The organism is Streptomyces sp. NPDC058145, from assembly GCF_042884245.1.
Lineage (GTDB): Bacteria > Actinomycetota > Actinomycetes > Streptomycetales > Streptomycetaceae > Streptomyces.
Genome location: NZ_JBHVUH010000001.1, coordinates 433,797 through 456,299, shown reverse-complemented (window position 1 = coordinate 456,299; position 22,503 = coordinate 433,797). Strand labels below are relative to the sequence as shown.

Genomic DNA, 22,503 nt, shown 5'->3' with positions numbered 1-22,503 from the left:
GCGGGGTCGGCAGGAGCGCCGCCATGCGTCAAACTGGTGTTCCGTGAGCCTTCATCCCCCGTCCCCCGCCCGTGTCGTGCTGCTCTGCGGCCCCTCGGGTTCGGGCAAGTCCCTCGTCGCCGCCCGTTCCGGGCTTCCCGTGCTGCGCCTCGACGACTTCTACAAGGAGGCCGCCGACCCGACCCTGCCGCTGGTGGACGGGAGTTCGGACATCGACTGGGACCACCCCGGGTCGTGGGACGCGGACGTCGCGGTCGAGGCCATCGTCCGGCTGTGCGCCACGGGGGCGACGCCCGTACCGGTGTACGACCTCGCGCTGAGCGCCCGTACCGGCGAGGAGACGCTGAGCATAGGGCCCGCGCCGCTGTTCATCGCGGAGGGCATCTTCGCCGCCGAGATCGTGGAGCGCTGCCGGGAACGCGGCGTGCTGGCCGACGCGCTGTGCCTGAACCGGGGCTCGGTCACCACCTTCCGCCGGCGCTTCCTGCGGGACCTCAAGGAGGGCCGCAAGTCGGTGCCGTTCCTGCTCCGGCGGGGCTGGCGGCTGATGCGCACCGAGCGGTCGATCGTGGCCCGGCAGGTGTCCCTGGGCGCCCATCCCTGCGACCGGGACGAGGCACTGGACCGGATGGCCACGGCGGGCCCGCCGGCTCCGCAGCGGACGGTGGCGTAGGGCCTGTCCGGCGGATCAGGCCCTGAGAGGGACGCGCGGCGCGCCGAACGCGAGGCGGGACTGGACGGGCCTCAGGCCCGCCAGTCCCGCTCCTTTTCACTCCCCCGTGTTCCCCCGTGGGTTCCACCCCCCAGTGGTCCCCCGTTCCCCCGTGACTCCCCCCCTGACCTCAGGCGACCAGCTCGCCGAAGGCGTTCTCCTCGTCACGGCCGAAGCTGAGGACCTCGTCCTCGCGCAGCCGGCGAAGGGATCGCCAGATGCTGGACTTCACCGTGCCGACACTGATGCCGAGGATCTCCGCGATCTCCGGGTCCGTACGGCCCTCGTAGTAGCGCAGGACCAGCATGGTGCGCTGGAGTTCGGGCAGCCGGGCCAGCGCCTGCCACAGGACCGCGCGCAGTTCGGTGCCGCGCATCGCGTCCGTGTCGCCGGGCGTCTCCGGCAGTTCCTCGGTCGGGTACTCGTTGAGCTTGCGGCGCCGCCAGGCGCTGATGTGCAGGTTGGTCATGGTGCGGCGCAGATAGCCGCCGACCGCCGCCTTGTCACTGATCCGCTCCCACGCCCGGTACGTCGAGAACAGCGCGCTCTGCAGCAGGTCCTCGGCCTCGAAGCGGTCGCCGGTCAGGTGGTAGGCGGTGGCGTACAGGGAGGCGCGGCGCTCCTGGACGTAGGCGGTGAACTCCGCCTCGGTCAGCGAGCGACGCTCCCCCGGTTCCTCCCCGTACGCGGATCCCCCGTGCGTCTCCCCCGTGGGCGCGTCAACCACCGTCATGTAACCGGTGTGCTGACGCCCGGTGCCGCGGGAGCACCCCCGCCCTCCCACGGCACCGGACTTCTCCGGGCCCCGGTGCACGTCGTGCAGACGCGTGACCACTGCGCTGGTGCTGATGCTGTGCAGCGTGTTCATCTCGCGCTCCCCGTCGTGGACTTCCGGTGCCCCGGCCTGCTCGGTCGTGCTTCCTTGCCTGTGCCGAAAAGCTTGCCTAGTGACCTTCATGGCCGTGTCCGCCGACTGTCACAGACCTGTCACAGGGGTCGGGCCGGGGCGTGTCAGAAGAGCTTCGCCCGAGCCGGCGACACGGTCTCGCCGGGCACTGGCGGAACCACCCGCCGGGACCCGCCCGGACCGCCGTGGGGCACCATGCACCGCGATCTGCGTCCCACCGGTCGATCCGCACCCCGTCCATGGGCCAGAATGAGCCCGTGCCTTCCCTGTTGCTGATCGAGGACGACGACGCCATCCGCACGGCCCTGGAGCTCTCCCTGACGCGCCAGGGACACCGGGTGGTGACCGCTGCCAGCGGTGAGGACGGTCTGAAGCTGCTGCGCGAGCAGCGGCCGGATCTGATCGTGCTGGACGTGATGCTGCCCGGCATCGACGGGTTCGAGGTGTGCCGGCGCATCCGGCGCACCGACCAGCTTCCGATCATCCTGCTGACCGCCCGCAGCGATGACATCGACGTGGTGGTCGGACTGGAGTCCGGTGCCGACGACTACGTCGTGAAGCCCGTCCAGGGCCGGGTGCTGGACGCCCGGATCCGGGCCGTGCTGCGACGCGGGGAGCGCGAGTCGAGCGACTCGGCGACCTTCGGCAGCCTCGTCATCGACCGCTCCGCGATGACCGTGACCAAGAACGGCGAGGACCTGCAGCTCACGCCGACCGAGCTGCGGCTGCTGCTGGAGCTGAGCCGGCGGCCCGGTCAGGCGCTCTCCCGGCAGCAGTTGCTGCGGCTGGTGTGGGAGCACGACTACCTGGGCGACTCGCGTCTGGTGGACGCGTGTGTGCAGCGGCTGCGCGCCAAGGTGGAGGACGTGCCCTCCTCCCCGACCCTGATCCGTACCGTCCGTGGTGTCGGCTACCGCCTGGACAGTCCTCAGTGACCGATACGCAAGGGGGACCGCGCGGCTGGGCCGCGGGGCGCAAGGGAAGTGTGTCGCGGCTGCGGTTCACCAGCCTCAGACTGCGGCTGGTCGTCGTCTTCGCGCTGGTCGCGCTCACCGCCGCGGTGTCGGCGTCGGGCATCGCGTACTGGCTGAACCGCGAGGCCGTGCTGACGCGCGCGCAGGACGCGGTGCTGCGCGACTTCCAGCAGGAGATGCAGAACCGGGCGGGCGCGCTGCCCGTGCGCCCCACCCAGGACGAACTGCAGCGCGCGGCGGGCCAGATGGCCGGCAGCAGCCAGCGGTTCAGCGTGCTGCTGGTCGCCGAGGACGCGCGCGGCAAGACGGTGTACGGCACCTCGGGCGGGATCAACGGCTTCTCGCTGGAGGACGTGCCGGCGTCGCTGCGCGCGGCGGTGAACAAGCGGCAGAAGGTGACCGACGGCAACAAGGCGCCGTACCACCTGTACTGGCAGCGGGTCGACGACCACGGCACGCCGTACCTGGTGGCCGGGGCTCGGCTGGCCGGCGGTGGGCCTACGGGCTATCTGGCCAAGTCGCTGGAGCCGGAGGCCAAGGACCTGAACTCGCTGGCCTGGTCGCTGGGGATCGCGACGGGCCTGGCCCTGATCGGCTCCGCGCTGCTCGCGCAGGCCGCCGCCACGACCGTGCTGAAGCCGGTGCACCGGCTCGGGGTGGCCGCCCGGCGACTCGGCGAGGGCCGGCTCGACACCCGGCTCAGCGTGTCCGGCACCGACGAACTGGCCGATCTGTCACGGACGTTCAACAACGCGGCCGAGGCGCTGGAGAAACGGGTCGCCGACATGGCCGCCCGGGACGAGTCCTCGCGCCGCTTCGTGGCGGACATGAGTCATGAGCTGCGGACCCCGCTGACCGCCATCACCGCCGTGACGGAGGTGCTCGAGGAGGAGCTGGACGCCGAGGCCGGCAGCATCGACCCGATGATCGAGCCCGCCGTACGGCTGGTGGTCAGCGAGACCCGGCGGCTGAACGACCTGGTCGAGAACCTGATGGAGGTGACCCGGTTCGACGCGGGCACCGCCCGGCTGGTCCTGGACGACGTGGACATCGCCGACCAGATCACCGCCTGCATCGACGCCCGCGCCTGGCTGGACGCGGTCGAGCTGGACGCCGAGCGCGGGCGTCACGCCCGGCTGGACCCGCGCCGCCTGGACGTCATACTGGCCAATCTGATCGGAAACGCCCTCAAGCACGGCGGCTCGCCGGTCAGGGTGTCGGTGCGGATCGACGGCGACGATCTCGTCATCGCGGTGCGCGACCACGGGCCGGGCATCCCCGAGGACGTCCTGCCGCACGTCTTCGACCGCTTCTACAAGGCCAGCGCCTCCCGGCCGCGCTCCGAGGGCAGCGGCCTGGGCCTGTCCATCGCCATGGAGAACGCCCACATCCACGGCGGCGGCATCACCGCCGCCAACTCACCCGACGGCGGCGCGGTGTTCACACTGCGGCTGCCACGGGACGCCTCGCGGCTGACGGCGGAGGACGACGAGAACACCGAGGACGACAAGGCCGGGAACACCACCGGGAAGGAGGGATCATGACCGCACGGACCGAACGGACCGAGCCGACGGCCCGGACCGTACGACGTCTGCTCGCGGCCTCCCTCCTGACCACGGTGCTCGCCGGGTGCGGGATCCGGCCCACCGAGGTGCCGACGGACTTCGGCGCGGCGCCCTCCCGGGTGCCGTGCTCGCTGTCCGCGCCCGATGTGACGACCCAGTCCGCGCACGGCGTACCGGTTCAGGTGTTCCTGCTGTGCGGGTCCTCCCTGGTCGCCGTCGACCGCACCGTGCGCGTCCCGGAGGGCACCCCGGACGCGCGGCGCCGGGTCATCGTGGCCCAGGGCCTGCTGGACCAGCTCGCCGCGTCCCCCTCGGCCGCGGAGAGGTCGGCGGGCTACACCACGTACGTGCCGGGCGGCCTGGGCGTGGCCGGACACGGCCACAAGGACCCGGAGGACACGCTGCGGCTGAGCGCCACCCCGGCCCGGCTCACCTCCTACGCCCTCGCCCAGATCGTGTGCACCCTGTCCGACTCCGCGGCGGCGGAGGGCGACGGCTCGGTGATCCTGGGCGGCCCGGCCCCCGCCCCGCTGCGCCGCTACGAGTGCACCGACACCGTCCGCAACCGCCCGGGCAGCACGGACCCGCCGTCGAGCGAGGTCACCGCGGGCTGAGGAGCCGGCGGCGCCCGGGTGTGGCGGACGCCTCACGCACGTCCCCGTGACGGTTGCGGAACCGATTGTGCACAGGGGTGCGTCTTGGGGGGCGTGCAGCGTCAAGGCTCCATCGGCGGCAGCGCCGCGATCCGTATCCGTGTGACGGGGGGTGTCCTCCTCGTCGCCCATCTCGGGCTCGTCGCCTGGCTGATGCTGCGCCCCCTGGACGTGCCCTGGGTGATGCCCGCCAATCTGCGTCCGCTGGCCGGCATCCGGGCCGATCTGGCGCTGGGCGGGGCCCAGGCGGCCAGGCGCATCGCCGAGGGGCTGGCGCTGCTCGCACCGCTGGGCGTGCTGCTTCCCGCGGCACACGGCAGGCTCGCCGTGTCGCCGCTCGCCTCCCTGGTCCGTACGACCGCCGCGGGCGCCCTGGTCTCCACCGGCATCGCCCTGCTGCAGACCGGCGTGCCCGGCCGGGTCGTGGACGTCGACTCGCTGCTGCTGAACACCGTGGGCGTGGCCCTGGCCCACCTGGCCGTGGTCCCGGCCGGCCGGGCCCGGCTGCGCCGGCGGACCGGGCGGGCACCCGGCGCGACTGGGCAGGTCACCGTCCAGGAGGACCTGGCTCAGGGTCGTACCCCGACGATTCCCAGGGTCGGGATCGCCCCATAGAGCGACGCTTCGCCCCCTTCGTCTCCGTACCGTGGACATCATCGAGGCAGCCGACCGGACCGCCTCGTCGTCCACGAAGGAGCCGCAGATGTCCAGCCTCGCCCGCCCCACCCACGGCCGCGTGATCGGCGGAGTGTGCGCCGCGCTGGCCCGGCGCTTCGGCACCTCCGCGACGACGATGCGGGTCGTCTTCCTGGTGTCCTGCCTACTGCCCGGCCCGCAGTTCCTGCTCTACATAGCGCTGTGGATCCTGCTCCCGGCCGAGGGCAAGGCCCGCGCCGCCACCTGGTGAGCCCCCGCGGGCCGGACACCGCGCACGCGGACGCCGTCGGCGTGACCCGGGAAGGTTCCGGGGCGCGCCGACGGCGTCGTACGGCGGACGTCAGCCGAGCGGCAGGCCGTTCACCGCGACGCCCTGCGTGGGCATGCCCTGGAGCGGCAGTCCGCCGAGCAGCCCGGCGAGCGGCGCGGTCGGCCCTCCGGCGAGGACGTTCCCGACGACCGGCTGCGCGGTGGTGCCCCCGGTGCCGAGAGCGCCCTGCCCCTGGGCGAGCGCCTGGCCGACGTTCTGGGCCGGCAGCGCGGTGGTGACGGAGTCCAGGGCCTGCGGGGCGACCGGAGCGGCCGGGGCCGCCTCGGCGGCGCCCGCTCCTACGGCCGCGAAAGCGGCACCGAGGGCGGCGACACCGAGGGTCTTGGCAGCAGACTGCTTCATGTTAAATGCGTCCTTGGATACGGAGACGGGTGACCACAAAAGATCTGAGCGGTCCCACGACCGTAGACATCCCGCACAGCCCGCCGCAAACACCGAAATGCGTACGGCTCGTGAAGGGCCGTTCGCATTTCGGCAGCCGATTTGCCAGCCGTCAGCCTTCCGAGCCGGAAGAAGCACTGGTGGAGGCGGTCTGCTGGAACAGCCATTCGGACTTCAGCTCTGCATATCCGGGCTTGATCACGTCATTGATCATCGCGAGTCGTTCATCGAAAGGAATGAACGCTGATTTCATCGCATTGACGGAGAACCACTGCAGGTCGTCGAGCGTGTAACCGAACGCCTCGACGAGATGCTCGAATTCCCGGCTCATGCTGGTGTGCGACATCAGCCGGTTGTCCGTGTTCACCGTCGCCCTGAAGTGCAGCCGCCGCAGCAGCCCGATCGGGTGCTCGGCGTAGGAGGGCGCGGCCCCGGTCTGCAGGTTGGAGCTGGGGCACAGCTCCAGCGGGATGCGCTTGTCGCGGACGTAGGAGGCCAGTCGCCCGAGCCGCACCGAGCCGTCCGCGCGGACCTCGATGTCGTCGATGATCCGCACCCCGTGCCCGAGCCGGTCGGCGCCGCACCACTGCAGCGCCTGCCAGATGGAGGGCAGTCCGAAGGCCTCGCCGGCGTGGATGGTGAAGTGGTTGTTCTCCCGCTTGAGGTACTCGAAGGCGTCCAGGTGCCGGGTGGGCGGGTAGCCGGCCTCGGCACCGGCGATGTCGAAGCCCACGACACCCATGTCCCGGTAGCGGTTGGCGAGTTCGGCGATCTCCAGGGCGCGGGCCGCGTGCCGCATGGCGGTCAGCAGGGCGCCGATCCGGATGCGGCGGCCGTCCTCCCTGGCCAGCCGCTCCCCCTGCCGGAACCCCTCGTTGACCGCCTCGACGACCTCTTCGAGGCTCAGTCCGGCCGCGAGGTGCTGCTCGGGCGCGTAGCGCACCTCGGCGTAGACGACCCCGTCCTCGGCGAGGTCCTCGGCGCACTCCCGGGCGACCCGGACCAGCGCGTCCCGGGTCTGCATCACGCCGACGGTGTGCGAGAAGGTCTCCAGGTACCGTTCCAGCGAACCGGAGTCGGCGGCCTCACGGAACCAGAGGCCCAGCTTGTCGGGGTCGGTCTCGGGCAGTTGGGAGTACCCGGTCTCCTGGGCGAGTTCGACGACGGTGCCCGGACGCAGCCCGCCGTCGAGATGGTCGTGCAGCAGAACCTTGGGCGCCCGTCGGATCTGGTCCGGCGTCGGAACGTGGGCCGGGACGGTCCCAGTCGGTGCAGTCTGGCTCGTCATTTCCGCACTCTAACTCCTACGCGCGTAGAGCACCCCCGGTACGCAAGGAGACACAGCAGATTTTCCGCCGATACGCAACGGTGACCGCCCGGACGGGTTTCGTACACCACGGCTTCTGACACTGTTCTGTCATGGGACAGCAAGCGACGCCGGTCCGAACGGCCGGACTGGGAAAGGCGGTCGGGTCGGAGCCGACGGCGGTGAGCGGAGCGGTACTGCTGCTCCCCGGCGGGGAGGAGATCTCCGCCCGCAGGCCGTCCCCCGTATGGGCGACAGCCTTCGTACGTTCTCTGGGCCGCCGGTTCGCCCGCGCGGGCCGGGAGGAGGGGCTGGCCGTGCACACCGTGCACTACCGGTACCGCGGCTGGAACGGCAGCGAGGCGCATCTGGCGGCGGACGCGCAGTGGGCCGCCGACGAAGTCGTACGCCGGTACGGGGATGTGCCGGTGTGCCTGGTGGGCCTGGACATGGGCGGCCGGGCGGCGCTGCGGGCGGGCGGCCACGAGGCGGTGAACTCCGTCGTCGCGCTCGCTCCCTGGCTGCCCGAGGAGGACGTGGCCGCGCCCGCCGAACCGGTGAAGCAGTTGGTGGGGCGGCGGGTGCTGATCGTGCACGGCACGAACGACGAACGCACCGACCCGGAGCTGTCGTTCCGGCTGGCGGAGCGGGCGAAGAAGGCGAACCGGAACGTGTGCCGGTTCGAAGTGCACACCGACGGCCACACGTTGCACCAGTACCGCGACGAGGTGCGCTCGCTCGCCGTGGACTTCGTCATGGGCGCGCTGTTCGGGCACTCGGTGTCACGGCCGGTGGAGGACGCGCTGGCCGCTCCGCCGCCGATCGGGCTGCGGATGCCGCTGGCCGCGGGCTTCGGCAGGTCCCTGCGGCGATGAGGCCCGGTGCCTCACCGGGAAACCGCGGGCTCCCCTAGGGGAGCAGACTCCCCCTCCTGGAGAGCAGGAACTTCTTGAAGGCCGTCACCGGTGGGGTGTCCGGGCGGTCGGCCAGCCAGGCGACGCCGATCTCCCGGGCCGCCCGCGGCGCGGTGACCGTCAGTTCCACCACTCCCGGGCGCGGCACCGTCGGGGGCGGCAGCAGGGCGACCCCGAGACCCGCCGCCACCAGGCCCCTCAGGGTCTCCGCCTCCTCGCCCTCGAAGGCGATGCGGGGCTTGAAGCCGGCCTCGCGGCACAGGTCGTCGGTGATGCGGCGCAGGCCGTAGCCCGGCTCCAGGGTGACGAAGGTTTCCTCGGCCGCCTCGGCCAGCCGGATGCGGCGGCGGCCGGCCAGGCGGTGGTCGGCCGGTACGACCAGGCGCAGCTTCTGTTCGTCCAGGCGGCGGGCGACGAGGTCGGGCGCGTCCGGCACCGGGGAGGTCAGACAGAGGTCCAGTTCACCCGCGCGCAGCCGCTCCAGCATCGCCTCGCCGTAGTTCTGGAAGAGGCTGAAGCGGACGCGCGGGTGGTCGGCGCGGAAGGCGTGCAGCAGGCCGGGTACGGTCTCGGCGCCCATGGTGTGCAGGAAGCCGAAGGCGACCTTGCCGGTGGCCGGGTCGGCGTCGGCGCGTACCTCCTCGGCGGCGCGCTCGATCTCGGCGAGGGCGCGCTCGACGGAGGCCAGGAAGGTGCGGCCGGCGGTGGTGAGGGAGACCGTGCGGCCGTGGCGGGCGAACAGGCCGACGCCGAGGTCCTGCTCCAGCCGGACCATGGCCCGGGAGAGCGTGGACTGGGGGACGTTCATCTCGTGGGCGGCCCGGGTGACGTGCTCGGTACGGGCGACCCCGGCGAAATACGCGAGGCGCGGCGCGAGCAACAGCGCCATGTCTTCCATGTCACTGAACGATGACAGCTGACCCTGTGACCTCTGCTCATGCTTCACGGGAACGATTATGGCGATTCCATGCATTGGACGGATCAGTGGGCCGTGCATAGCGTCGAAGCATGTCTCCCGCCAGTACCGGGGCGTCCGCCACCCTGGACGCCGTCACGCCCGTCCCCTCCTCCGACTCCGCGACCGACTCCCGGATGGCTCCGGGCGGCCCCGGCTACCACCGGATGAGCCTCGCCCTCTTCCTCGCCGGGGTCGCGACCTTCGCCCTGCTCTACTCCACCCAGGCCCTGCTGCCGCTGATCTCCGGTGAGTTCGGGGTGGCGGCGAGCGAGGCGAGCTGGACGGTGGCGGCCGCGACCGGCGGTCTGGCGCTGTTCGTGCTGCCGATGAGCGCCCTGTCGGAGCGCTTCGGCCGCCGTACGGTGATGACGGCCTCGCTGACGGTCGCGGTGGGCGTGGGCCTGCTGGTGCCCTTCGCGCCGTCGATCGGCGCGCTGGTGGTGCTGCGGGCGGTGCAGGGCGCGGCGCTGGCGGGTCTGCCGGCCTCGGCGACGGCGTATCTGGCCGAGGAGGTCCGGCCGAAGGCACTGGTCACGGCGATCGGCCTGTTCGTGGCGGGCAACAGCGTCGGCGGGATGAGCGGCCGGGTGATCACCGGCTGGGTCGCGCAGGAGTGGGGCTGGCGGGTCGCCGTCGGTGTGATCGGCGCGGTCGCGGTGGCCTGCGCGGTGGCGTTCCGGCTGCTGCTGCCGGCCCCGAGGCACTTCTCGGCGGGCTCGCTGCGCCCGCGGGTGCTGCTGGGCACGGTGCGCGGCCACCTCGCCGACCCGCTGCTGCGCCGGCTGTACGCGATCGGCGCGTTGTTCATGACGGTGTTCGGCGGCGTGTACACGGTGATCGGCTACCGGCTGACGGAGGCGCCGTTCTCCCTGCCGCAGGGCATCGTCGGCTCGATCTTCCTGGTGTACCTCGTCGGTACGGTGTCGGCGTCGACGGCGGGCCGTCTGGTGGGCCGGCTCGGCCGCCGGGGCGCGCTCTACCTGGCGGGCGGTACGACGGCGGCGGGCCTGCTGCTGTCCCTGGCGCCCTCCCTCCCGCTGGTCCTGCTGGGTCTGGTGCTCATCACGGCGGGCTTCTTCGCGGGCCACGCGGTCGCCTCCTCGGCGGTCAGCAGGACGGCCGAGCACGGCCGCGCCCAGGCCTCCGCCCTGTACCAGTCCGCGTACTACATCGGCTCCAGCGCGGGCAGCACGGTGGGCGCGATGGCGTTCCACGCCGGCGGCTGGGCGGGCACGGTCGGCGTCGGTGTCCTCGCGGTGCTCGGCGTCGTGACCATCACCGTCCTCGGGTCCCGGGCGGCCCGGGTGACGGCCCGGAGGGAGCCGGTGCCGGCGCACTGAGGCGACGCGCGTACGACTGGGCGGGCACCGGCTTCGGTGTCCGCCCAGTCGTGTGAAGGAACCGGTCCCGGCCGGGCATTTTCGTGCTCCGGGCGCCATTGTCAGTGGGCTGCGGTAGCTTCCGAAGTGCTGGGGCGCGAAGGCGCGCAACGGGGACGGCCACAGGGGTGGGTGCACGATGGGCAGCGGAACGGCGACGACGGACCTCGACGCAGCACTGGAGAAGCACCGGACCGAGCTGACCGGGTACTGCTACCGGATGCTCGGGTCCTCCTTCGAGGCCGAGGACGCGGTGCAGGACACGCTGGTGCGGGCCTGGCGGAGCTACGACAAGTTCGAGGGTCGCTCCTCCCTGCGCTCGTGGCTGTACCGGATCGCCACGAACGTGTGTCTGGACATGCTGACGGCGGGCAACAAGCGGGCCCGGCCGATGGACCTGACCGATCCGACGCCGCTCGCGCAGGCGGCGCTCTCCCCCCGTCCGGACAACACCTGGCTGGAGCCGATGCCGGACGCGCGCGTACTGCCCACGGTGGAGGACCCGGCGGAGGCGGCCGTCGCCAGGGAGTCGGTGCGGCTGGCGTTCATGGCGGCCCTGCAGCAGCTTCCGCCCAAGCAGCGGGCGGTGCTGATCCTGCGCGAGGTGCTGGCCTGGCGGGCGAGCGAGGTCGCCGAGCTGCTGGGCACCACGGTCGCCTCCGTCAACAGCGCCCTGCAGCGGGCCCGGGCCACCCTCGCCGAGCGGGCATCCGAGGGCGCCGCGGGGGCGGTGTCCGACCCGCTGGACGAGGATCAGCAGAGACTGCTCGAACGCTATGTGAAGGCGTTCGAGGGCTACGACATGACGGCGCTCACGGCGCTGCTGCACGAGGACGCCGTCATGACGATGCCGCCGTTCGACCTGTGGCTGCGCGGCCCGGCCGACATCACCGGCTTCATGACCACCCTGGGCGCGTCCTGCGCCGGCTCCCGGCTGCTGCCGGTGCGGGCGAACGGCCTGCCGGGGTTCGCGCACTACAAGCCGGACGAGGAGAAGGGCGGCTTCACTCCCTGGGCGGTGCAGGTGCTGGAGGTGTCAGGCGGCCGGATCACCGGTTTCCACTGCTTCCTCGACACCGCGCGCTGGTTCCCGCTCTTCGGTCTGCCCCTCCATCTGGAAGCGGAGTCCGACCAGGTCGAGGAGGGCGTGTAGCGCGGGGTCGGGGTCGCGCAGCCGTATCCGCCCGCCGGCCCGGCGGGCGGCGAGTTCCAGCCGGGCCAGCAGGTCCACCGTCTGGAGCCCCGGCGGCCCGAGCCCGGCCACGTCGCACACCACGACCGCGGCCCCGCCGCCCGCCAGCAGCGCCCGCACATCGGCGCAGAGCCCGGCCACCTCGGCACGGGTGACGGGTCCGGGCAGTACGAGCACGGCGGGTGCGTTGGCGTCCACGTGCGGTAGACCGGCGGCGAGGGCACAACTCATCGCGGGCGCCCGCCGGACACGGCCGGGCGGAGATCACATTGACCCGCTGCCGCGCCCCGGCGGAGGGTGGGGGCCGTGACGGGGGTGCTGAGCGGGTTCGCGGTGATCGCGGTCGTCATCGGGGTGGGCTATGTGCTCGGGTGGCGCGGCACCCTCGGTGAGCCGGGCCGTGACGTGCTGACCCGGCTCGCCTTCTCGGTGGCCGGACCGGCCCTGCTGTTCCACACGCTGGCCCGGGCCGATCTCTCCGTGCTGTTCTCCAGCCGCCTGCTGGTGACGGCACTGAGCACGGCCGCGGTCTCGGCGGCCTTCGTGGCGGTCGGCGCGCTGCGGCACTGGGGCGTGGGCCGCACGACGATCGGCGCCCTGTGCGCGGGGTACGTCAACTCGGGCAACCTCGGCATCCCGATCGCCGCCTACGTCCTGGGCGACGCGTCCCTGGTGGCCCCGGTCCTGCTGTTCCAGGTCGTCATCGTCACGCCGGTCGCCCTGACCGTCCTGGACCTGACGGGCACCGTCACCGGCACCGGCGAGAAGGGCACGGTGTGGCAGCGGCTGCTGGCCCCGCTGCGCAATCCGATCGCGGTGGGCTCGCTCACCGGTGTGGTGGTGTCGGCGGCGGGCTGGAAGGTCCCGGGCCCCGTCATGGAGCCGCTCACCATGATCGGCAACATGTCGGTCCCGGCGGCCCTGCTGGTCTTCGGCATGTCCCTGCGCGGCAGCGCGGCTCCCGGCCGGGGGCTCGACCGCCAGCTGGTCCTGCTGTCGGTGGCGCTGAAGTCACTGGGTCAGCCGCTGGTGGCCTGGGTACTGGCCCGCGGCGTCTTCGGCCTGCACGGCGCGCCCCTGCTGGACGTGGTCGTCACCTCGGCCCTGCCGGCCGCCCAGAACCTGTTCACCTACGCCAGCCGCTACCGGGTCGCCGAGACCCTGGCCCGCGAGTCGGTCCTGCTGTCGACGATGGTCTCGGTGCCGGTACTGGTGGGGGTGGCGACGCTACTGGGGTGAGGGCGTGTCAGTCGACAGGGAACTCGCCGGTGTCGAGGGTGATGTCGAACGGCTCCGGCAGCTTGATGGGATCGCCGAACTTCACGGCTTGGAGGACTCGGTAGACCTCGCCCTTCGGCTCTCCGTAGAGCGTCGCCGTCGGACCGCCGGGTGCCCAGCGGTCGACGAGGAGGTACAGCGGGATGCCTGCGGACGCGTACGCGGCAGGCTTGCTGATGCGGTCGTGTCGTGCGTTGGACTTGGATGTCACTTCTACGACCAGTTCCGCCGGAGCGGCCGGAATGTGGGTGTCCGATTCCGTGCACTCGGGCAACGGGGCGACCACAAGGTCCGGGATGAGCATCCCCAGGCGAGACGGCACTGCGATGGCCAGTGTCTGGTAGATCCCCCAGTCGTCGGGGAGGCGACGCTGAATCCGCTCCGCGATGACGTTGTGACGGGGTGCGGGAGCAGGTGACACGGTGATGATCCCCTCGATGATCTCCACCTTGCTGCCCTCGGGCCACTCCATCTCCTCCCAGTACCGGACGAGGTCGTCCCAGTTCTGGTCCGGGTCCTGGCTGACGGTGAGTGCGCTCACGGCGGTCTCCCATCGGTACGTCACCGATCCCAGCATGCCGAACGGGACCGGCGGCGGTCCACCGATCCCGTTCACCCGAAAGAGCCGTGACATCCGCGGCCTCCGGCCGCGGGCCCAGGTCAGGCGATGCGCTCCAGCACCACCGGTGACGGCGTGAAGGCCGTGCCCGGGGCCGCGATGTCGTACGAGCCCTCGACCGCCTGGAGTGCGTACTCGAAGCGCTCGGGGGTGTCCGTGTGCAGGGTCAGCAGCGGCTGGCCCTCGGTCACCGTGTCGCCCGGCTTGGCGTGCATCTCCACGCCCGCCGCCGCCTGCACCGGGTCCTCCTTGCGGGCGCGGCCCGCGCCGAGGCGCCAGGCGGCGACACCGATGCCGTAGGCGTCCAGCCGGGTCAGGACGCCGGATGCGGACGCCCTGATGACGTGCTGCTCCTTGGACGTGGGCAGCACGGCGTCCGGGTCGCCGCCCTGGGCCGCGATCATCCGGCGCCACACGTCCATCGCCGAGCCGTCGGCCAGCGCCTTCGCCGGGTCGGCGTCCTTGATGCCGGCCGCGTCGAGCATCTCGCGGGCCAGGGCGATCGTCAGCTCGACCACGTCCGCCGGGCCGCCGCCCGCCAGGACCTCGACCGACTCGCGGACCTCGAGCGCGTTGCCGGCGGTGAGGCCGAGCGGGGTGGACATGTCGGTCAGCAGCGCGACCGACCTCACCCCGTGGTCGGTGCCGAGGCCGACCATCGTGGAGGCCAGCTCGCGGGCGTCCTCGATCGTCTTCATGAAGGCGCCGGAGCCCACCTTCACGTCCAGGACCAGGGATCCGGTGCCCTCGGCGATCTTCTTGGACATGATGGAGGACGCGATCAGCGGGATCGCCTCGACCGTGCCGGTCACGTCCCGCAGGGCGTACAGCTTCTTGTCGGCCGGGGCCAGGCCGTCGCCCGCCGCGCAGATCACCGCGCCGGTGGTGTCGAGGACGTGCAGCATCTCCTCGTTGGACAGCAGCGCGCGCCAGCCGGGGATCGACTCCAGCTTGTCCAGCGTGCCGCCGGTGTGGCCGAGGCCCCGGCCGGAGAGCTGCGGGACGGCCGCGCCGCAGGCCGCGACGAGCGGGGCCAGCGGGAGCGTGATCTTGTCGCCGACGCCGCCGGTGGAGTGCTTGTCGGCCGTCGGGCGGGACAGCGAGGAGAAGTCCATACGCTCGCCGGAGGCGATCATGGCCGCGGTCCAGCGGGCGATCTCCCGGCGGTTCATCCCGTTCAGCAGGATCGCCATCGCGAGCGACGACATCTGCTCGTCGGCGACCTCGCCGCGGGTGTACGCGTCGATGACCCAGTCGATCTGCTCGTCGGTCAGCTCACCGCGGTCCCGCTTGGTACGGATGACGGAGATGGCGTCCATGGCCATGGCTATGGCTTCCTTCCGGGAGGTGCGAAGTGCACGGCCCCCCTGATCGGGTCAGGGGGGCCGTACGGGGAGTTACTTGGAGAGATGGCCCGGGCCGAAGGCCTGGGGCAGCATCTCGGAGAGCGGGAGGACGCCCTCGGGAGTGTCCAGCAGCAGGCCGGGGCCGCCGAACTCGTAGAGGAGCTGGCGGCAGCGGCCGCACGGCACCAGCAGGGCACCCTCGCCGTCCACGCAGGTGAAGTGCGTGAGGCGGCCGCCGCCCGTGCGCTGGAGCTGCGAGACGAGCCCGCACTCGGCGCACAGGCCGAGGCCGTAGGAGGCGTTCTCGACGTTGCAGCCGGTGACCGTGCGCCCGTCGTCGACCAGGGCGGCCACGCCGACCGGGTAGCCCGAGTAGGGGACGTAGGCGTGGGTCATGGCCTCCCGCGCCTCGGCGCGCAGCGGCTCCCAGTCGAAGCCGGCGTCCGGCGCGGCCGTCACTTGCCCTGTCCCTTCCGGTACCGCATGCCGTCCGCCTTGGGCATGCGCAGCCGCTGGGCGGAGAGCGAGAGCACCAGCAGCGTCACGACGTACGGCGTGGCGCCCACGAAGTCGCTCGGGACCTCGTCGGTGAGCAGGTACCAGGCCAGGACCAGACCGCCCACGATGAGGCTGATGGCGCCCTGCCAGACGGCGGAGCGGTACAGCTTCCAGCCGGCCAGGACCACGAGCAGGACGACCAGCAGGAGCAGCAGCGCGTGCACGGTCGTGCCGCCGTTGCGCAGCTGCAGCGCGTCGGAGTAGCCGAACAGGCCGGCGCCCATGGCCAGACCACCCGGCCGCCAGTTGCCGAAGATCATCGCCGCGAGGCCGATGTAGCCGCGCCCGCCGGTCTGGCCCTCCAGGTAGGTGTGGGAGGTGACCAGGGCGAGGAACGCGCCGCCGAGGCCGGCGAGACCGCCGGAGACGGCCACGGCCACGTACTTGTACTGGTAGACGTTGACGCCGAGCGACTCGGCGGCGATCGGGTTCTCACCGCAGGAACGCAGCCGCAGGCCGAACGAGGTGCGCCACAGCAGCCACCAGCTGCCGACGAACAGCAGCACGGCCAGGATCGTCACCACCGACAGGTCGGTGATCAGACCGCCGACGATGCCCGCGAGGTCGGAGACCAGGAACCAGTGGTGGTTCTGGACCGACTGCAGGGCGTCGGACAGACCGGGCACGGTGACGTGGGGCAGCGAGTCCACGGGCGGGGACTGCTTGGGGTTGCCGCCCGCCTCCGCCGGCTTGCCCTCGGCGAAGAAGAGCTTGGCGAGGTACTGGGTGGCGCCGAGCGCGAGCAGGTTGACCGCGACACCGGAGACGATGTGGTCGACACCGAAGGTGATGGTGGCGACGGCGTGCACCAGACCGCCGAGGACACCGAAGCCGATGCCGCACAGCAGGCCCAGCCAGGGGTTGGTCTGCCAGCCGACCCAGCCGGCGCCGAAGGTGCCGAGGATCATCATGCCCTCGAGGCCGATGTTGACCACACCGGCCCGCTCGGACCACAGACCGGCCAGACCGGCGAGACCGATGGGCACGGCGAGGCCGAGGGCGGCACCGACCTGTCCTTCGGAGGTGAGCTGGTCGGCACCGGTGATGACGCGGACCGCGGCCACCAGGAGCAGCGCACCCGCGACGATCATGAGGATCTGGCCGAGCGACCGGCCCGAGCGCTTGCCGGCCGCGCCCTCCGCCTTGGGCGCCGCGGGCGGCGGCGCGTCGGTCATCGTGGCAGTCATCACGCCACCTCCTGCTTCTTCGTCGGGGCGGCGGCCTGGGCGGCGAGTTCGGCGCCGACCCGCTGCTGCTGGCGCTTGAGGCCGTAGCGGCGGACGACCTCGTAGGCGATCACGACGCACAGGACGATGACGCCCTGGATCACGCCGAGGATCTCCTTGTCGTAGCCCTGGAACTCAAGGTGGTTGGTGGTGCGCTCCAGGAAGCCCCACAGGAGGGCGCCGAGCGCTATGCCGATCGGGCTGTTGCGGCCGAGCAGCGCGATGGCGATGCCGGTGAAGCCGATGCCCGCGGGGAAGTCGTTGCTGAACTGGTGGCTGTCGTTGAGCAGGGTCGGCATGCCGATCAGACCGGCCACCGCACCCGAGATGATCATGCTGGTGGCGACCATCTTCTTCACCCCGACGCCGCTCGCGGCGGCGGCGGTGTCGGACTGGCCGACGGTGCGCAGGTCGAAGCCGAACCGGGTGCGGCCGAGCACGAACCAGTAGCCCACGCCGACGACCACGGCGATGACGAAGAAGCCCCACAGGATGCCGGCCGGGCCGGTGTCGATGCTGAAGAAGTACGACGACGACGGCAGCGGCTTGGTGGAGACGAGCGTGCCCGCCTGGTCGAGCTGGCCGAGCTTCCCGGGCTGCAGCAGGTAGGCGATGATCGCGGTGGCGATCGAGTTGAGCATGATCGTCGAGATGACCTCGCTGACGCCGCGGGTCACCTTGAGCACGCCGGCGATGGCCGCCCACAGGGCGCCGGTCGCCATCGCGCAGATGATGATCAGAGGGATGGCGATCCAGCCGGGCACGGTCAGCGCGCCGCCGAGGACGGCCGCGACGAACGCGGCGAGCCGGTACTGGCCGTCGACCCCGATGTTGAACAGGTTCATGCGGAAGCCGATGGCCACCGCGACACCCGCGAGGTAGTAGGTCGTCGCCTTGTTCAGGATGTAGACCTGGCTGTCGCTGGCGAAGCCGTAGGTCACCATGTCGCTGAAGGCGTCGCCCGGGTTCTTGCCGGTGGCGAGGATCACCAGGGTGGTGACGACGAGCGCGGCGACGATCGCCAGCAGCGGGGCCGCGATCCCGAGGAGCAGCCGCTCCTTGTCGATCCGTGAGGTCAGCTTCTTCATCGCTCGTCGTCCTCTGTGTGCTCCAGGTGGCCGGAGGCCGCACCCGTCATGGCGGAGCCCAGCTCCTCGGGGGTGATGGTGGCGGGGTCGGCGTCGGCGACCAGACGGCCCCGGTACATCACCCGCAGGGTGTCGGAGAGCCCGATGAGCTCGTCCAGGTCGGCGGAGATCAGCAGCACGGCCATGCCCTCGCGGCGGGCCTCGCGGATGTAGTCCCAGATCGCCGCCTGCGCGCCGACGTCCACACCGCGGGTGGGGTGGGCGGCGATGAGCAGCTTCGGGTTGTGGCTCATCTCGCGGCCGACGATCAGCTTCTGCTGGTTTCCGCCGGACAGCGAGGCGGCGGTCACCTCGATACCGGGCGTGCGGACGTCGTAGTCGCGGACGATGCGCTCGGTGTCGGTCCGGGCGGCCTTGATGTCGAGCAGTCCGCCGCGCGAGTTGGGGCGCTCGGTGACATGGCCGAGGATGCGGTTCTCCCACAGCGGCGCCTCGAGGAGGAGGCCGTGGCGGTGGCGGTCCTCGGGGATGTAGCCGACGCCGGCCTCACGGCGGCGGCGGGTGGGGGTGTGGGAGATGTCGTCGCCGTCCAGTGTGACGACGCCGGCGTCCGGGTTCCGCATGCCCATGATCGCTTCGACCAGCTCGGACTGGCCGTTGCCCTCCACACCGGCGATGCCCAGGACCTCGCCCTTGTGGATGGTGAAGGAGATCTCGTCGAGGATGATCCGCTCGACGCCGTCCAGGTCGGTCTGGGACAGGTGCAGCTTGTCCACCGTGAGCATGGGGACGTCCGTGACGGTGGACTCCTCCGTCTCCGGCGTCGGCAGCTCGCTGCCGACCATCATCTCGGCGAGCTGCTTGGAGGTGGTGCTGCGCGGCTCGGCCGTGCCGACCGTGGTGCCGCGCCGGATGACGGTGATCTCGTCGGCGACGGAGAGCACCTCGCCCAGCTTGTGGGAGATGAAGATGACCGTCAGGCCCTCGGCCTTCAGCTCGCGGAGGTTGTCGAAGAGGGCGTCGACCTCCTGCGGCACGAGCACGGCGGTCGGCTCGTCCAGGATGAGGGTCCGGGCGCCGCGGTAGAGGACCTTGAGGATCTCCACGCGCTGGCGGTCGGCGACGCCGAGCGCCTCCACCAGGACGTCGGGCCGCACGCCCAGGCCGTACGCGTCGGAGATCTCCTTGATCTTCGTACGCGCCTTGCCGCCGATGCCGTACAGCTTCTCCGCGCCGAGGACGACGTTCTCGAGAACGGTGAGGTTGTCGGCGAGCATGAAGTGCTGGTGCACCATGCCGATGCCGCGGGCGATGGCGTCGCCGGGGTTGCTGAAGGTGACCGGTTCACCGTTGACCTTGATGGTGCCCTCGTCCGGCTGCTGCATGCCGTAGAGGATCTTCATCAGGGTGGACTTGCCGGCGCCGTTCTCACCGCAGAGGGCGTGTACGGTGCCCGTGCGGACCGTGATGTCGATGTCGCGGTTGGCGACGACGCCGGGGAAACGCTTGGTGATGCCGCGCAGTTCGACGGCAGCGGGAGGGCTGGACGCGTTGATGGCGCACTCTCCTCGGGGAAAGGGGCTGCGGGGGGAGGGCAGGCGTCGGCGACGCTAGCGCGGCAACTCAATGCTACACGCGTAGAGTTGACACATTGTTATGGCTCGGCGAGGGGCTGCGGAAGCCGCCCCCGCGCCGAGCCCAGGTCCGACGGGACCCGTCAGGTCACGGAGTGGTCTTGACCTTGACGGAGCCGTCGACGATCTTCTTCTTCGCCGCGTCCAGCTTCGCCTGGATGTCGTCGATGAAGCCACCGCTGGTGGACAGCGAGACGCCGTCCTTGCTGAGCGAGTAGGTGTTGGTGCCGGTCAGCGGCTTGCCGTCGTGGACGGACTTGACGAAGTCGTAGACGCCGAGGTCGACGTTCTTGACCATCGAGGTCAGGATCGAGTTCTTGTACTTGGCCAGACCCGGGATGCTGTACTGGTCCGAGTCCACGCCGATCGCCCAGGCGCCCTTGACGCCGTTGACGGCCTCGATCGCGCCGTTGCCGGAGGAGCCGGCCGCCGAGTAGATCACGTCGGCGCCGTTGTCCAGCATGCCCTGCGCGGCTTCCTTGCCCTTGTCGGGGCTGGCGAAGCCGGAGGTGTCCGAGCCGTGGCTCAGGTACTGGGTGTCGACCTTGATCTTGGAGTTGGTGTCCTTGACGCCCTGGACGTAACCCGCCTCGAACTTCTTGATCAGCGGAACGTCGACACCGCCGATGAAGCCGACGTGGTCCTTCTTGGTCTTCAGCGCGGCGGCGACACCCGCCAGGTAGGAGCCCTGCTCCTCGGTGAAGGTGATGCTGTCGACGTTCTTGGCGTCCACCACCGAGTCGACGATGCCGAAGCTGATCTTCGGGTACTTCGCCGCGACCTTGGTCATCGAGGCGGCGTACGCGTAACCGACACCGATGATCGGGCTGTACCCGGCCTCGGCCATGTCGGACAGGCGCTGCTCGCGGTCGGCCTCGGTGTCCGAGGTCTTCGCGGTCAGTTCCTTGATCTCGCCGCCGAACTCCTTCTTCGCCTTGTCGGCACCGCGCGCGGCGGAGTCGTTGAAGGAACGGTCACCACGGCCGCCGACGTCGAAGGCGAGACCGATCTTGACGCCCTTGCCGTCGCCGGAGGAGGACGACGAGGTGTCGTTGTCTGAGGAGGTGCTGCCACACGCGGTGGCAGTGAGGGCGAGAGCTGCGGTGGCTACACACGCAGCGGAAAGCTTGGCTACCCGGCGCACGGGAAGGCTCCTTCACCTGACCTGAGCGCCTGTCGGCGCTTGATGTGAGCACCGGATCGGTGCTCGGGCCGAGACGCCCCGACGGCGTCGGCTTCGCGGCATCGTAACGCGCGTAGATGTCGCAAAAAACCCCCTCGCGAAGCCGTTATCTATTCGAGGCAAACACCGCCTGAACTCGGCGTACCGGACCTCTCACGCCCCTGTTGCGCACAGTGCACAGTTGGCTTACGAGTGTGTTGCCCCGGGGCGGTCCGGCCACCCCGGGCCCGCCCTTCGGAGCCGGGGTGGCCTACATGTCGTCGAGCTGCGCGGCGGCCGTGAACATCTCCACGCCGACCGCGATGGCGTGCTCGTCGGCGTCGAAGTCGCCCTGGTGCAGGTCCCGGACCATACGGTCACCGGGGGTGCGCACGCCCAGGCGGGCCATGGCGCCGGGCACGTTCTCCAGGTACCAGGAGAAGTCCTCGCCGCCGAGGCTCTGCTCCGTGCTCTCGACCGACTCCATACCGCGCCGGGCCACCATCGACCGGCGCAGCAGCTCGGTGGACTCCCGGTCGTTGACCACCGGCGGGACACCCCGCACGTAGTTGATCTCCGACTTGGCGCGGTGCAGCGTGGCGATCTCGTCGATGGCCGCGTGCACGATGTCCGGCGCGTCCCGCCAGGCGTCCAGGTCCAGGCAACGCACGGTGCCGGACAGCTCGGCGTGCTGCGGTACGACGTTCGGGGCATGGCCCGACTCGATCCGGCCCCAGGTGACGGCGAGACCGGCGCGGGTGTCGACGCGGCGGGCGACCAGCGCGGGCACGTCGATGGCGACGCGGGCGGCCGCCGTGACCAGGTCGGTGGTCAGATGCGGCCGGGCGGTGTGCCCGCCGGGCCCGTCGAGGGCGACTTCCAGCCGGTCGCAGGCGCTGGTGATGGGCCCGTGCCGCAGTCCGATCCGGCCGGCATCGACCTTGGGGTCGCAGTGCACGGCGAGGATCCGGCCGACGTTGTCGAGCGCACCGTCCCCGATCGCGCCTAGCGCGCCGCCGGGCAGCACCTCCTCGGCGGGCTGGAAGACCAGCCGCACCGGGCGGGACAGCAGCCCCTTGGCCTCCAGGTCGGCGAGGACGAGACCGGCGCCGAGCACGACGGTGGTGTGCACGTCGTGGCCGCAGGCGTGGGCCCGGTCGGGCACGGTGGACCGGTACGCGCAGTCGATCTTGGTGTCCGGGATGGGCAGCGCGTCGATGTCGGCGCGCAGGGCGAGCATCGGCACGGCGGGCCGCCGCCCCTCGGGCAGACCGATGTCACAGATGAGTCCGGTTCCGGTGGCGAGGACGCGGGGCCGGAGCCCGGCCTGCTCCAGCCGCTCCTTGATCGCGGCGGTCGTACGGAACTCCTGGTTGCCCAGCTCGGGGTGCATGTGGAGGTCACGGCGGAAGGCGACCAGTTCGGCGTGCAGCGACTCGCTGAGCACGCCGGGGAGCACATCCCCGGGCAGTTTGGCCTCGGACTCTCGGGACATCAATTGCTTCACCCTCTGAAGGGTAGGACGCCCGACCGGCCAACTGACCCCGGATCAACAAAAGTTCAGCCCGTTAGGGGAAGAAAATCTGACCGGCGGACGCATGGCGGCGGACTTCGGTGGGTAAAACCTCTGTTTCCTTCCTCCACGCATACCACGCAACACCGC

Annotated in this window: 23 protein-coding genes; 10 read left to right on the top strand and 13 right to left on the bottom strand. The window is 71.3% G+C overall.

From position 1 onward, the window contains the following. Positions 1-76: 76 nt before the first annotated feature. Positions 77-673: a uridine kinase gene (locus ACFVVO_RS02205; RefSeq protein ID WP_390051565.1), complete on the top strand. Its 597-nt coding sequence runs from the start codon at positions 77-79 to the stop codon at positions 671-673. Positions 674-842: 169 nt separating this feature from the next. Here ACFVVO_RS02205 and ACFVVO_RS02200 read toward each other — a convergent pair whose 3' ends face one another. Continuing rightward, complete coding sequence (locus ACFVVO_RS02200) at positions 843-1,580, bottom strand: SigE family RNA polymerase sigma factor (RefSeq protein WP_390051057.1); 738 nt, start codon at positions 1,578-1,580, stop codon at positions 843-845. A gap of 296 nt (positions 1,581-1,876) precedes the next feature. On the opposite strand from ACFVVO_RS02200, the gene afsQ1 reads away from it, so the two are divergent. The 5 genes from afsQ1 (at position 1,877) to ACFVVO_RS02175 (ending at position 5,718) form a co-directional block, all read left to right on the top strand. Then, entirely contained in the window at positions 1,877-2,554 is a 678-nt protein-coding gene (gene afsQ1, locus ACFVVO_RS02195; RefSeq protein WP_390051056.1) for a two-component system response regulator AfsQ1, read from the top strand. Further along, complete coding sequence (locus ACFVVO_RS02190) at positions 2,551-4,137, top strand: ATP-binding protein (protein ID WP_390051055.1); 1,587 nt, start codon at positions 2,551-2,553, stop codon at positions 4,135-4,137. Before afsQ1 ends, ACFVVO_RS02190 begins: the two co-directional genes overlap by 4 nt. After that, positions 4,134-4,772 carry a hypothetical protein gene (locus ACFVVO_RS02185; RefSeq protein ID WP_390051054.1) on the top strand — a complete coding sequence of 213 codons (639 nt, stop codon included), beginning with the start codon at positions 4,134-4,136 and terminating at the stop codon, positions 4,770-4,772. Before ACFVVO_RS02190 ends, ACFVVO_RS02185 begins: the two co-directional genes overlap by 4 nt. Before the next feature lie 93 nt (positions 4,773-4,865). Next, positions 4,866-5,426: a VanZ family protein gene (locus ACFVVO_RS02180; protein WP_390051053.1), complete on the top strand. Its 561-nt coding sequence runs from the start codon at positions 4,866-4,868 to the stop codon at positions 5,424-5,426. Between the two features lie 88 nt (positions 5,427-5,514). Further along, positions 5,515-5,718, top strand: coding sequence for a PspC domain-containing protein (locus ACFVVO_RS02175; protein WP_390051564.1), 204 nt, complete (start codon positions 5,515-5,517; stop codon positions 5,716-5,718). A 90-nt stretch (positions 5,719-5,808) separates the two neighbouring features. Here ACFVVO_RS02175 and ACFVVO_RS02170 read toward each other — a convergent pair whose 3' ends face one another. Both ACFVVO_RS02170 and ACFVVO_RS02165 read right to left on the bottom strand, forming a co-directional pair. Beyond that, on the bottom strand, positions 5,809-6,141 hold the full coding sequence (locus tag ACFVVO_RS02170; protein ID WP_390051052.1) for an ATP-binding protein: 333 nt from the start codon (positions 6,139-6,141) through the stop codon (positions 5,809-5,811). 151 nt (positions 6,142-6,292) lie between these two features. Further along, on the bottom strand, positions 6,293-7,468 hold the full coding sequence (locus tag ACFVVO_RS02165) for an adenosine deaminase (protein WP_390051051.1): 1,176 nt from the start codon (positions 7,466-7,468) through the stop codon (positions 6,293-6,295). 131 nt (positions 7,469-7,599) lie between these two features. Between ACFVVO_RS02165 and ACFVVO_RS02160 the strand changes: the two genes are divergently transcribed. Then, entirely contained in the window at positions 7,600-8,361 is a 762-nt protein-coding gene (locus ACFVVO_RS02160) for an alpha/beta hydrolase (RefSeq protein ID WP_390051050.1), read from the top strand. Between the two features lie 34 nt (positions 8,362-8,395). On the opposite strand, the gene ACFVVO_RS02155 is transcribed toward ACFVVO_RS02160, so the two are convergent. Beyond that, complete coding sequence (locus tag ACFVVO_RS02155; RefSeq protein WP_390051562.1) at positions 8,396-9,289, bottom strand: LysR family transcriptional regulator; 894 nt, start codon at positions 9,287-9,289, stop codon at positions 8,396-8,398. A 119-nt stretch (positions 9,290-9,408) separates the two neighbouring features. On the opposite strand from ACFVVO_RS02155, the gene ACFVVO_RS02150 reads away from it, so the two are divergent. Both ACFVVO_RS02150 and ACFVVO_RS02145 read left to right on the top strand, forming a co-directional pair. Then, a complete protein-coding gene (locus ACFVVO_RS02150) occupies positions 9,409-10,698 on the top strand; it encodes an MFS transporter (protein WP_390051049.1) in 1,290 nt (429 codons plus the stop codon). 178 nt (positions 10,699-10,876) lie between these two features. Then, positions 10,877-11,890, top strand: coding sequence for a sigma-70 family RNA polymerase sigma factor (locus ACFVVO_RS02145; RefSeq protein ID WP_390051048.1), 1,014 nt, complete (start codon positions 10,877-10,879; stop codon positions 11,888-11,890). On the opposite strand, the gene ACFVVO_RS02140 is transcribed toward ACFVVO_RS02145, so the two are convergent. Then, entirely contained in the window at positions 11,774-12,160 is a 387-nt protein-coding gene (locus ACFVVO_RS02140) for an STAS domain-containing protein (RefSeq protein ID WP_390051047.1), read from the bottom strand. The two genes, ACFVVO_RS02145 and ACFVVO_RS02140, sit on opposite strands and share 117 nt — an antisense overlap. Before the next feature lie 75 nt (positions 12,161-12,235). On the opposite strand from ACFVVO_RS02140, the gene ACFVVO_RS02135 reads away from it, so the two are divergent. Then, complete coding sequence (locus tag ACFVVO_RS02135) at positions 12,236-13,168, top strand: AEC family transporter (protein ID WP_390051046.1); 933 nt, start codon at positions 12,236-12,238, stop codon at positions 13,166-13,168. 7 nt (positions 13,169-13,175) lie between these two features. On the opposite strand, the gene ACFVVO_RS02130 is transcribed toward ACFVVO_RS02135, so the two are convergent. The 8 genes from ACFVVO_RS02130 to ACFVVO_RS02095 form a co-directional block, all read right to left on the bottom strand. Next, positions 13,176-13,748 (bottom strand): Uma2 family endonuclease, encoded by a 573-nt coding sequence (locus ACFVVO_RS02130; RefSeq protein ID WP_390051045.1) that lies wholly within the window; start codon positions 13,746-13,748, stop codon positions 13,176-13,178. Between the two features lie 119 nt (positions 13,749-13,867). Continuing rightward, entirely contained in the window at positions 13,868-15,151 is a 1,284-nt protein-coding gene (locus ACFVVO_RS02125; protein WP_390051044.1) for a thymidine phosphorylase, read from the bottom strand. 72 nt (positions 15,152-15,223) lie between these two features. After that, the gene (locus tag ACFVVO_RS02120; RefSeq protein WP_390051043.1) at positions 15,224-15,631 is read right to left on the bottom strand and encodes a cytidine deaminase; all 408 of its coding nucleotides are present in this window, start codon (positions 15,629-15,631) and stop codon (positions 15,224-15,226) included. Beyond that, positions 15,628-16,917, bottom strand: coding sequence for an ABC transporter permease (locus tag ACFVVO_RS02115; protein ID WP_390051042.1), 1,290 nt, complete (start codon positions 16,915-16,917; stop codon positions 15,628-15,630). The genes ACFVVO_RS02120 and ACFVVO_RS02115 overlap by 4 nt, the downstream gene beginning before the upstream one ends. Beyond that, positions 16,917-18,044 (bottom strand): ABC transporter permease, encoded by a 1,128-nt coding sequence (locus tag ACFVVO_RS02110; protein WP_390051041.1) that lies wholly within the window; start codon positions 18,042-18,044, stop codon positions 16,917-16,919. The genes ACFVVO_RS02115 and ACFVVO_RS02110 overlap by 1 nt, the downstream gene beginning before the upstream one ends. After that, positions 18,041-19,567, bottom strand: a complete 1,527-nt coding sequence (locus ACFVVO_RS02105; RefSeq protein ID WP_390051560.1) for an ABC transporter ATP-binding protein — start codon at positions 19,565-19,567, stop codon at positions 18,041-18,043. The genes ACFVVO_RS02110 and ACFVVO_RS02105 overlap by 4 nt, the downstream gene beginning before the upstream one ends. Before the next feature lie 199 nt (positions 19,568-19,766). Further along, complete coding sequence (locus ACFVVO_RS02100; RefSeq protein WP_390051040.1) at positions 19,767-20,822, bottom strand: BMP family protein; 1,056 nt, start codon at positions 20,820-20,822, stop codon at positions 19,767-19,769. Positions 20,823-21,111: 289 nt separating this feature from the next. Continuing rightward, a complete protein-coding gene (locus ACFVVO_RS02095; protein ID WP_390051039.1) occupies positions 21,112-22,335 on the bottom strand; it encodes an amidohydrolase in 1,224 nt (407 codons plus the stop codon). Positions 22,336-22,503 lie beyond the last annotated feature (168 nt).

Bases quoted from the DNA above. Each gene is read 5' to 3' on its own strand.
- ACFVVO_RS02200 (WP_390051057.1), bottom strand. From the start codon at position 1,580: ATGAACACGCTGCACAGCATCAGCACCAGCGCAGTGGTCACGCGTCTG.
- ACFVVO_RS02185 (WP_390051054.1), top strand. From the start codon at position 4,134: ATGACCGCACGGACCGAACGGACCGAGCCGACGGCCCGGACCGTACGA.
- ACFVVO_RS02175 (WP_390051564.1), top strand. From the start codon at position 5,515: ATGTCCAGCCTCGCCCGCCCCACCCACGGCCGCGTGATCGGCGGAGTG.
- ACFVVO_RS02170 (WP_390051052.1), bottom strand. From the start codon at position 6,141: ATGAAGCAGTCTGCTGCCAAGACCCTCGGTGTCGCCGCCCTCGGTGCC.
- ACFVVO_RS02165 (WP_390051051.1), bottom strand. From the start codon at position 7,468: ATGACGAGCCAGACTGCACCGACTGGGACCGTCCCGGCCCACGTTCCG.
- ACFVVO_RS02160 (WP_390051050.1), top strand. From the start codon at position 7,600: ATGGGACAGCAAGCGACGCCGGTCCGAACGGCCGGACTGGGAAAGGCG.
- ACFVVO_RS02155 (WP_390051562.1), bottom strand. From the start codon at position 9,289: ATGGCGCTGTTGCTCGCGCCGCGCCTCGCGTATTTCGCCGGGGTCGCC.
- ACFVVO_RS02150 (WP_390051049.1), top strand. From the start codon at position 9,409: ATGTCTCCCGCCAGTACCGGGGCGTCCGCCACCCTGGACGCCGTCACG.
- ACFVVO_RS02145 (WP_390051048.1), top strand. From the start codon at position 10,877: ATGGGCAGCGGAACGGCGACGACGGACCTCGACGCAGCACTGGAGAAG.
- ACFVVO_RS02140 (WP_390051047.1), bottom strand. From the start codon at position 12,160: ATGAGTTGTGCCCTCGCCGCCGGTCTACCGCACGTGGACGCCAACGCA.
- ACFVVO_RS02125 (WP_390051044.1), bottom strand. From the start codon at position 15,151: ATGGCCATGGACGCCATCTCCGTCATCCGTACCAAGCGGGACCGCGGT.
- ACFVVO_RS02115 (WP_390051042.1), bottom strand. From the start codon at position 16,917: ATGACTGCCACGATGACCGACGCGCCGCCGCCCGCGGCGCCCAAGGCG.
- ACFVVO_RS02110 (WP_390051041.1), bottom strand. From the start codon at position 18,044: ATGAAGAAGCTGACCTCACGGATCGACAAGGAGCGGCTGCTCCTCGGG.
- ACFVVO_RS02095 (WP_390051039.1), bottom strand. From the start codon at position 22,335: ATGTCCCGAGAGTCCGAGGCCAAACTGCCCGGGGATGTGCTCCCCGGC.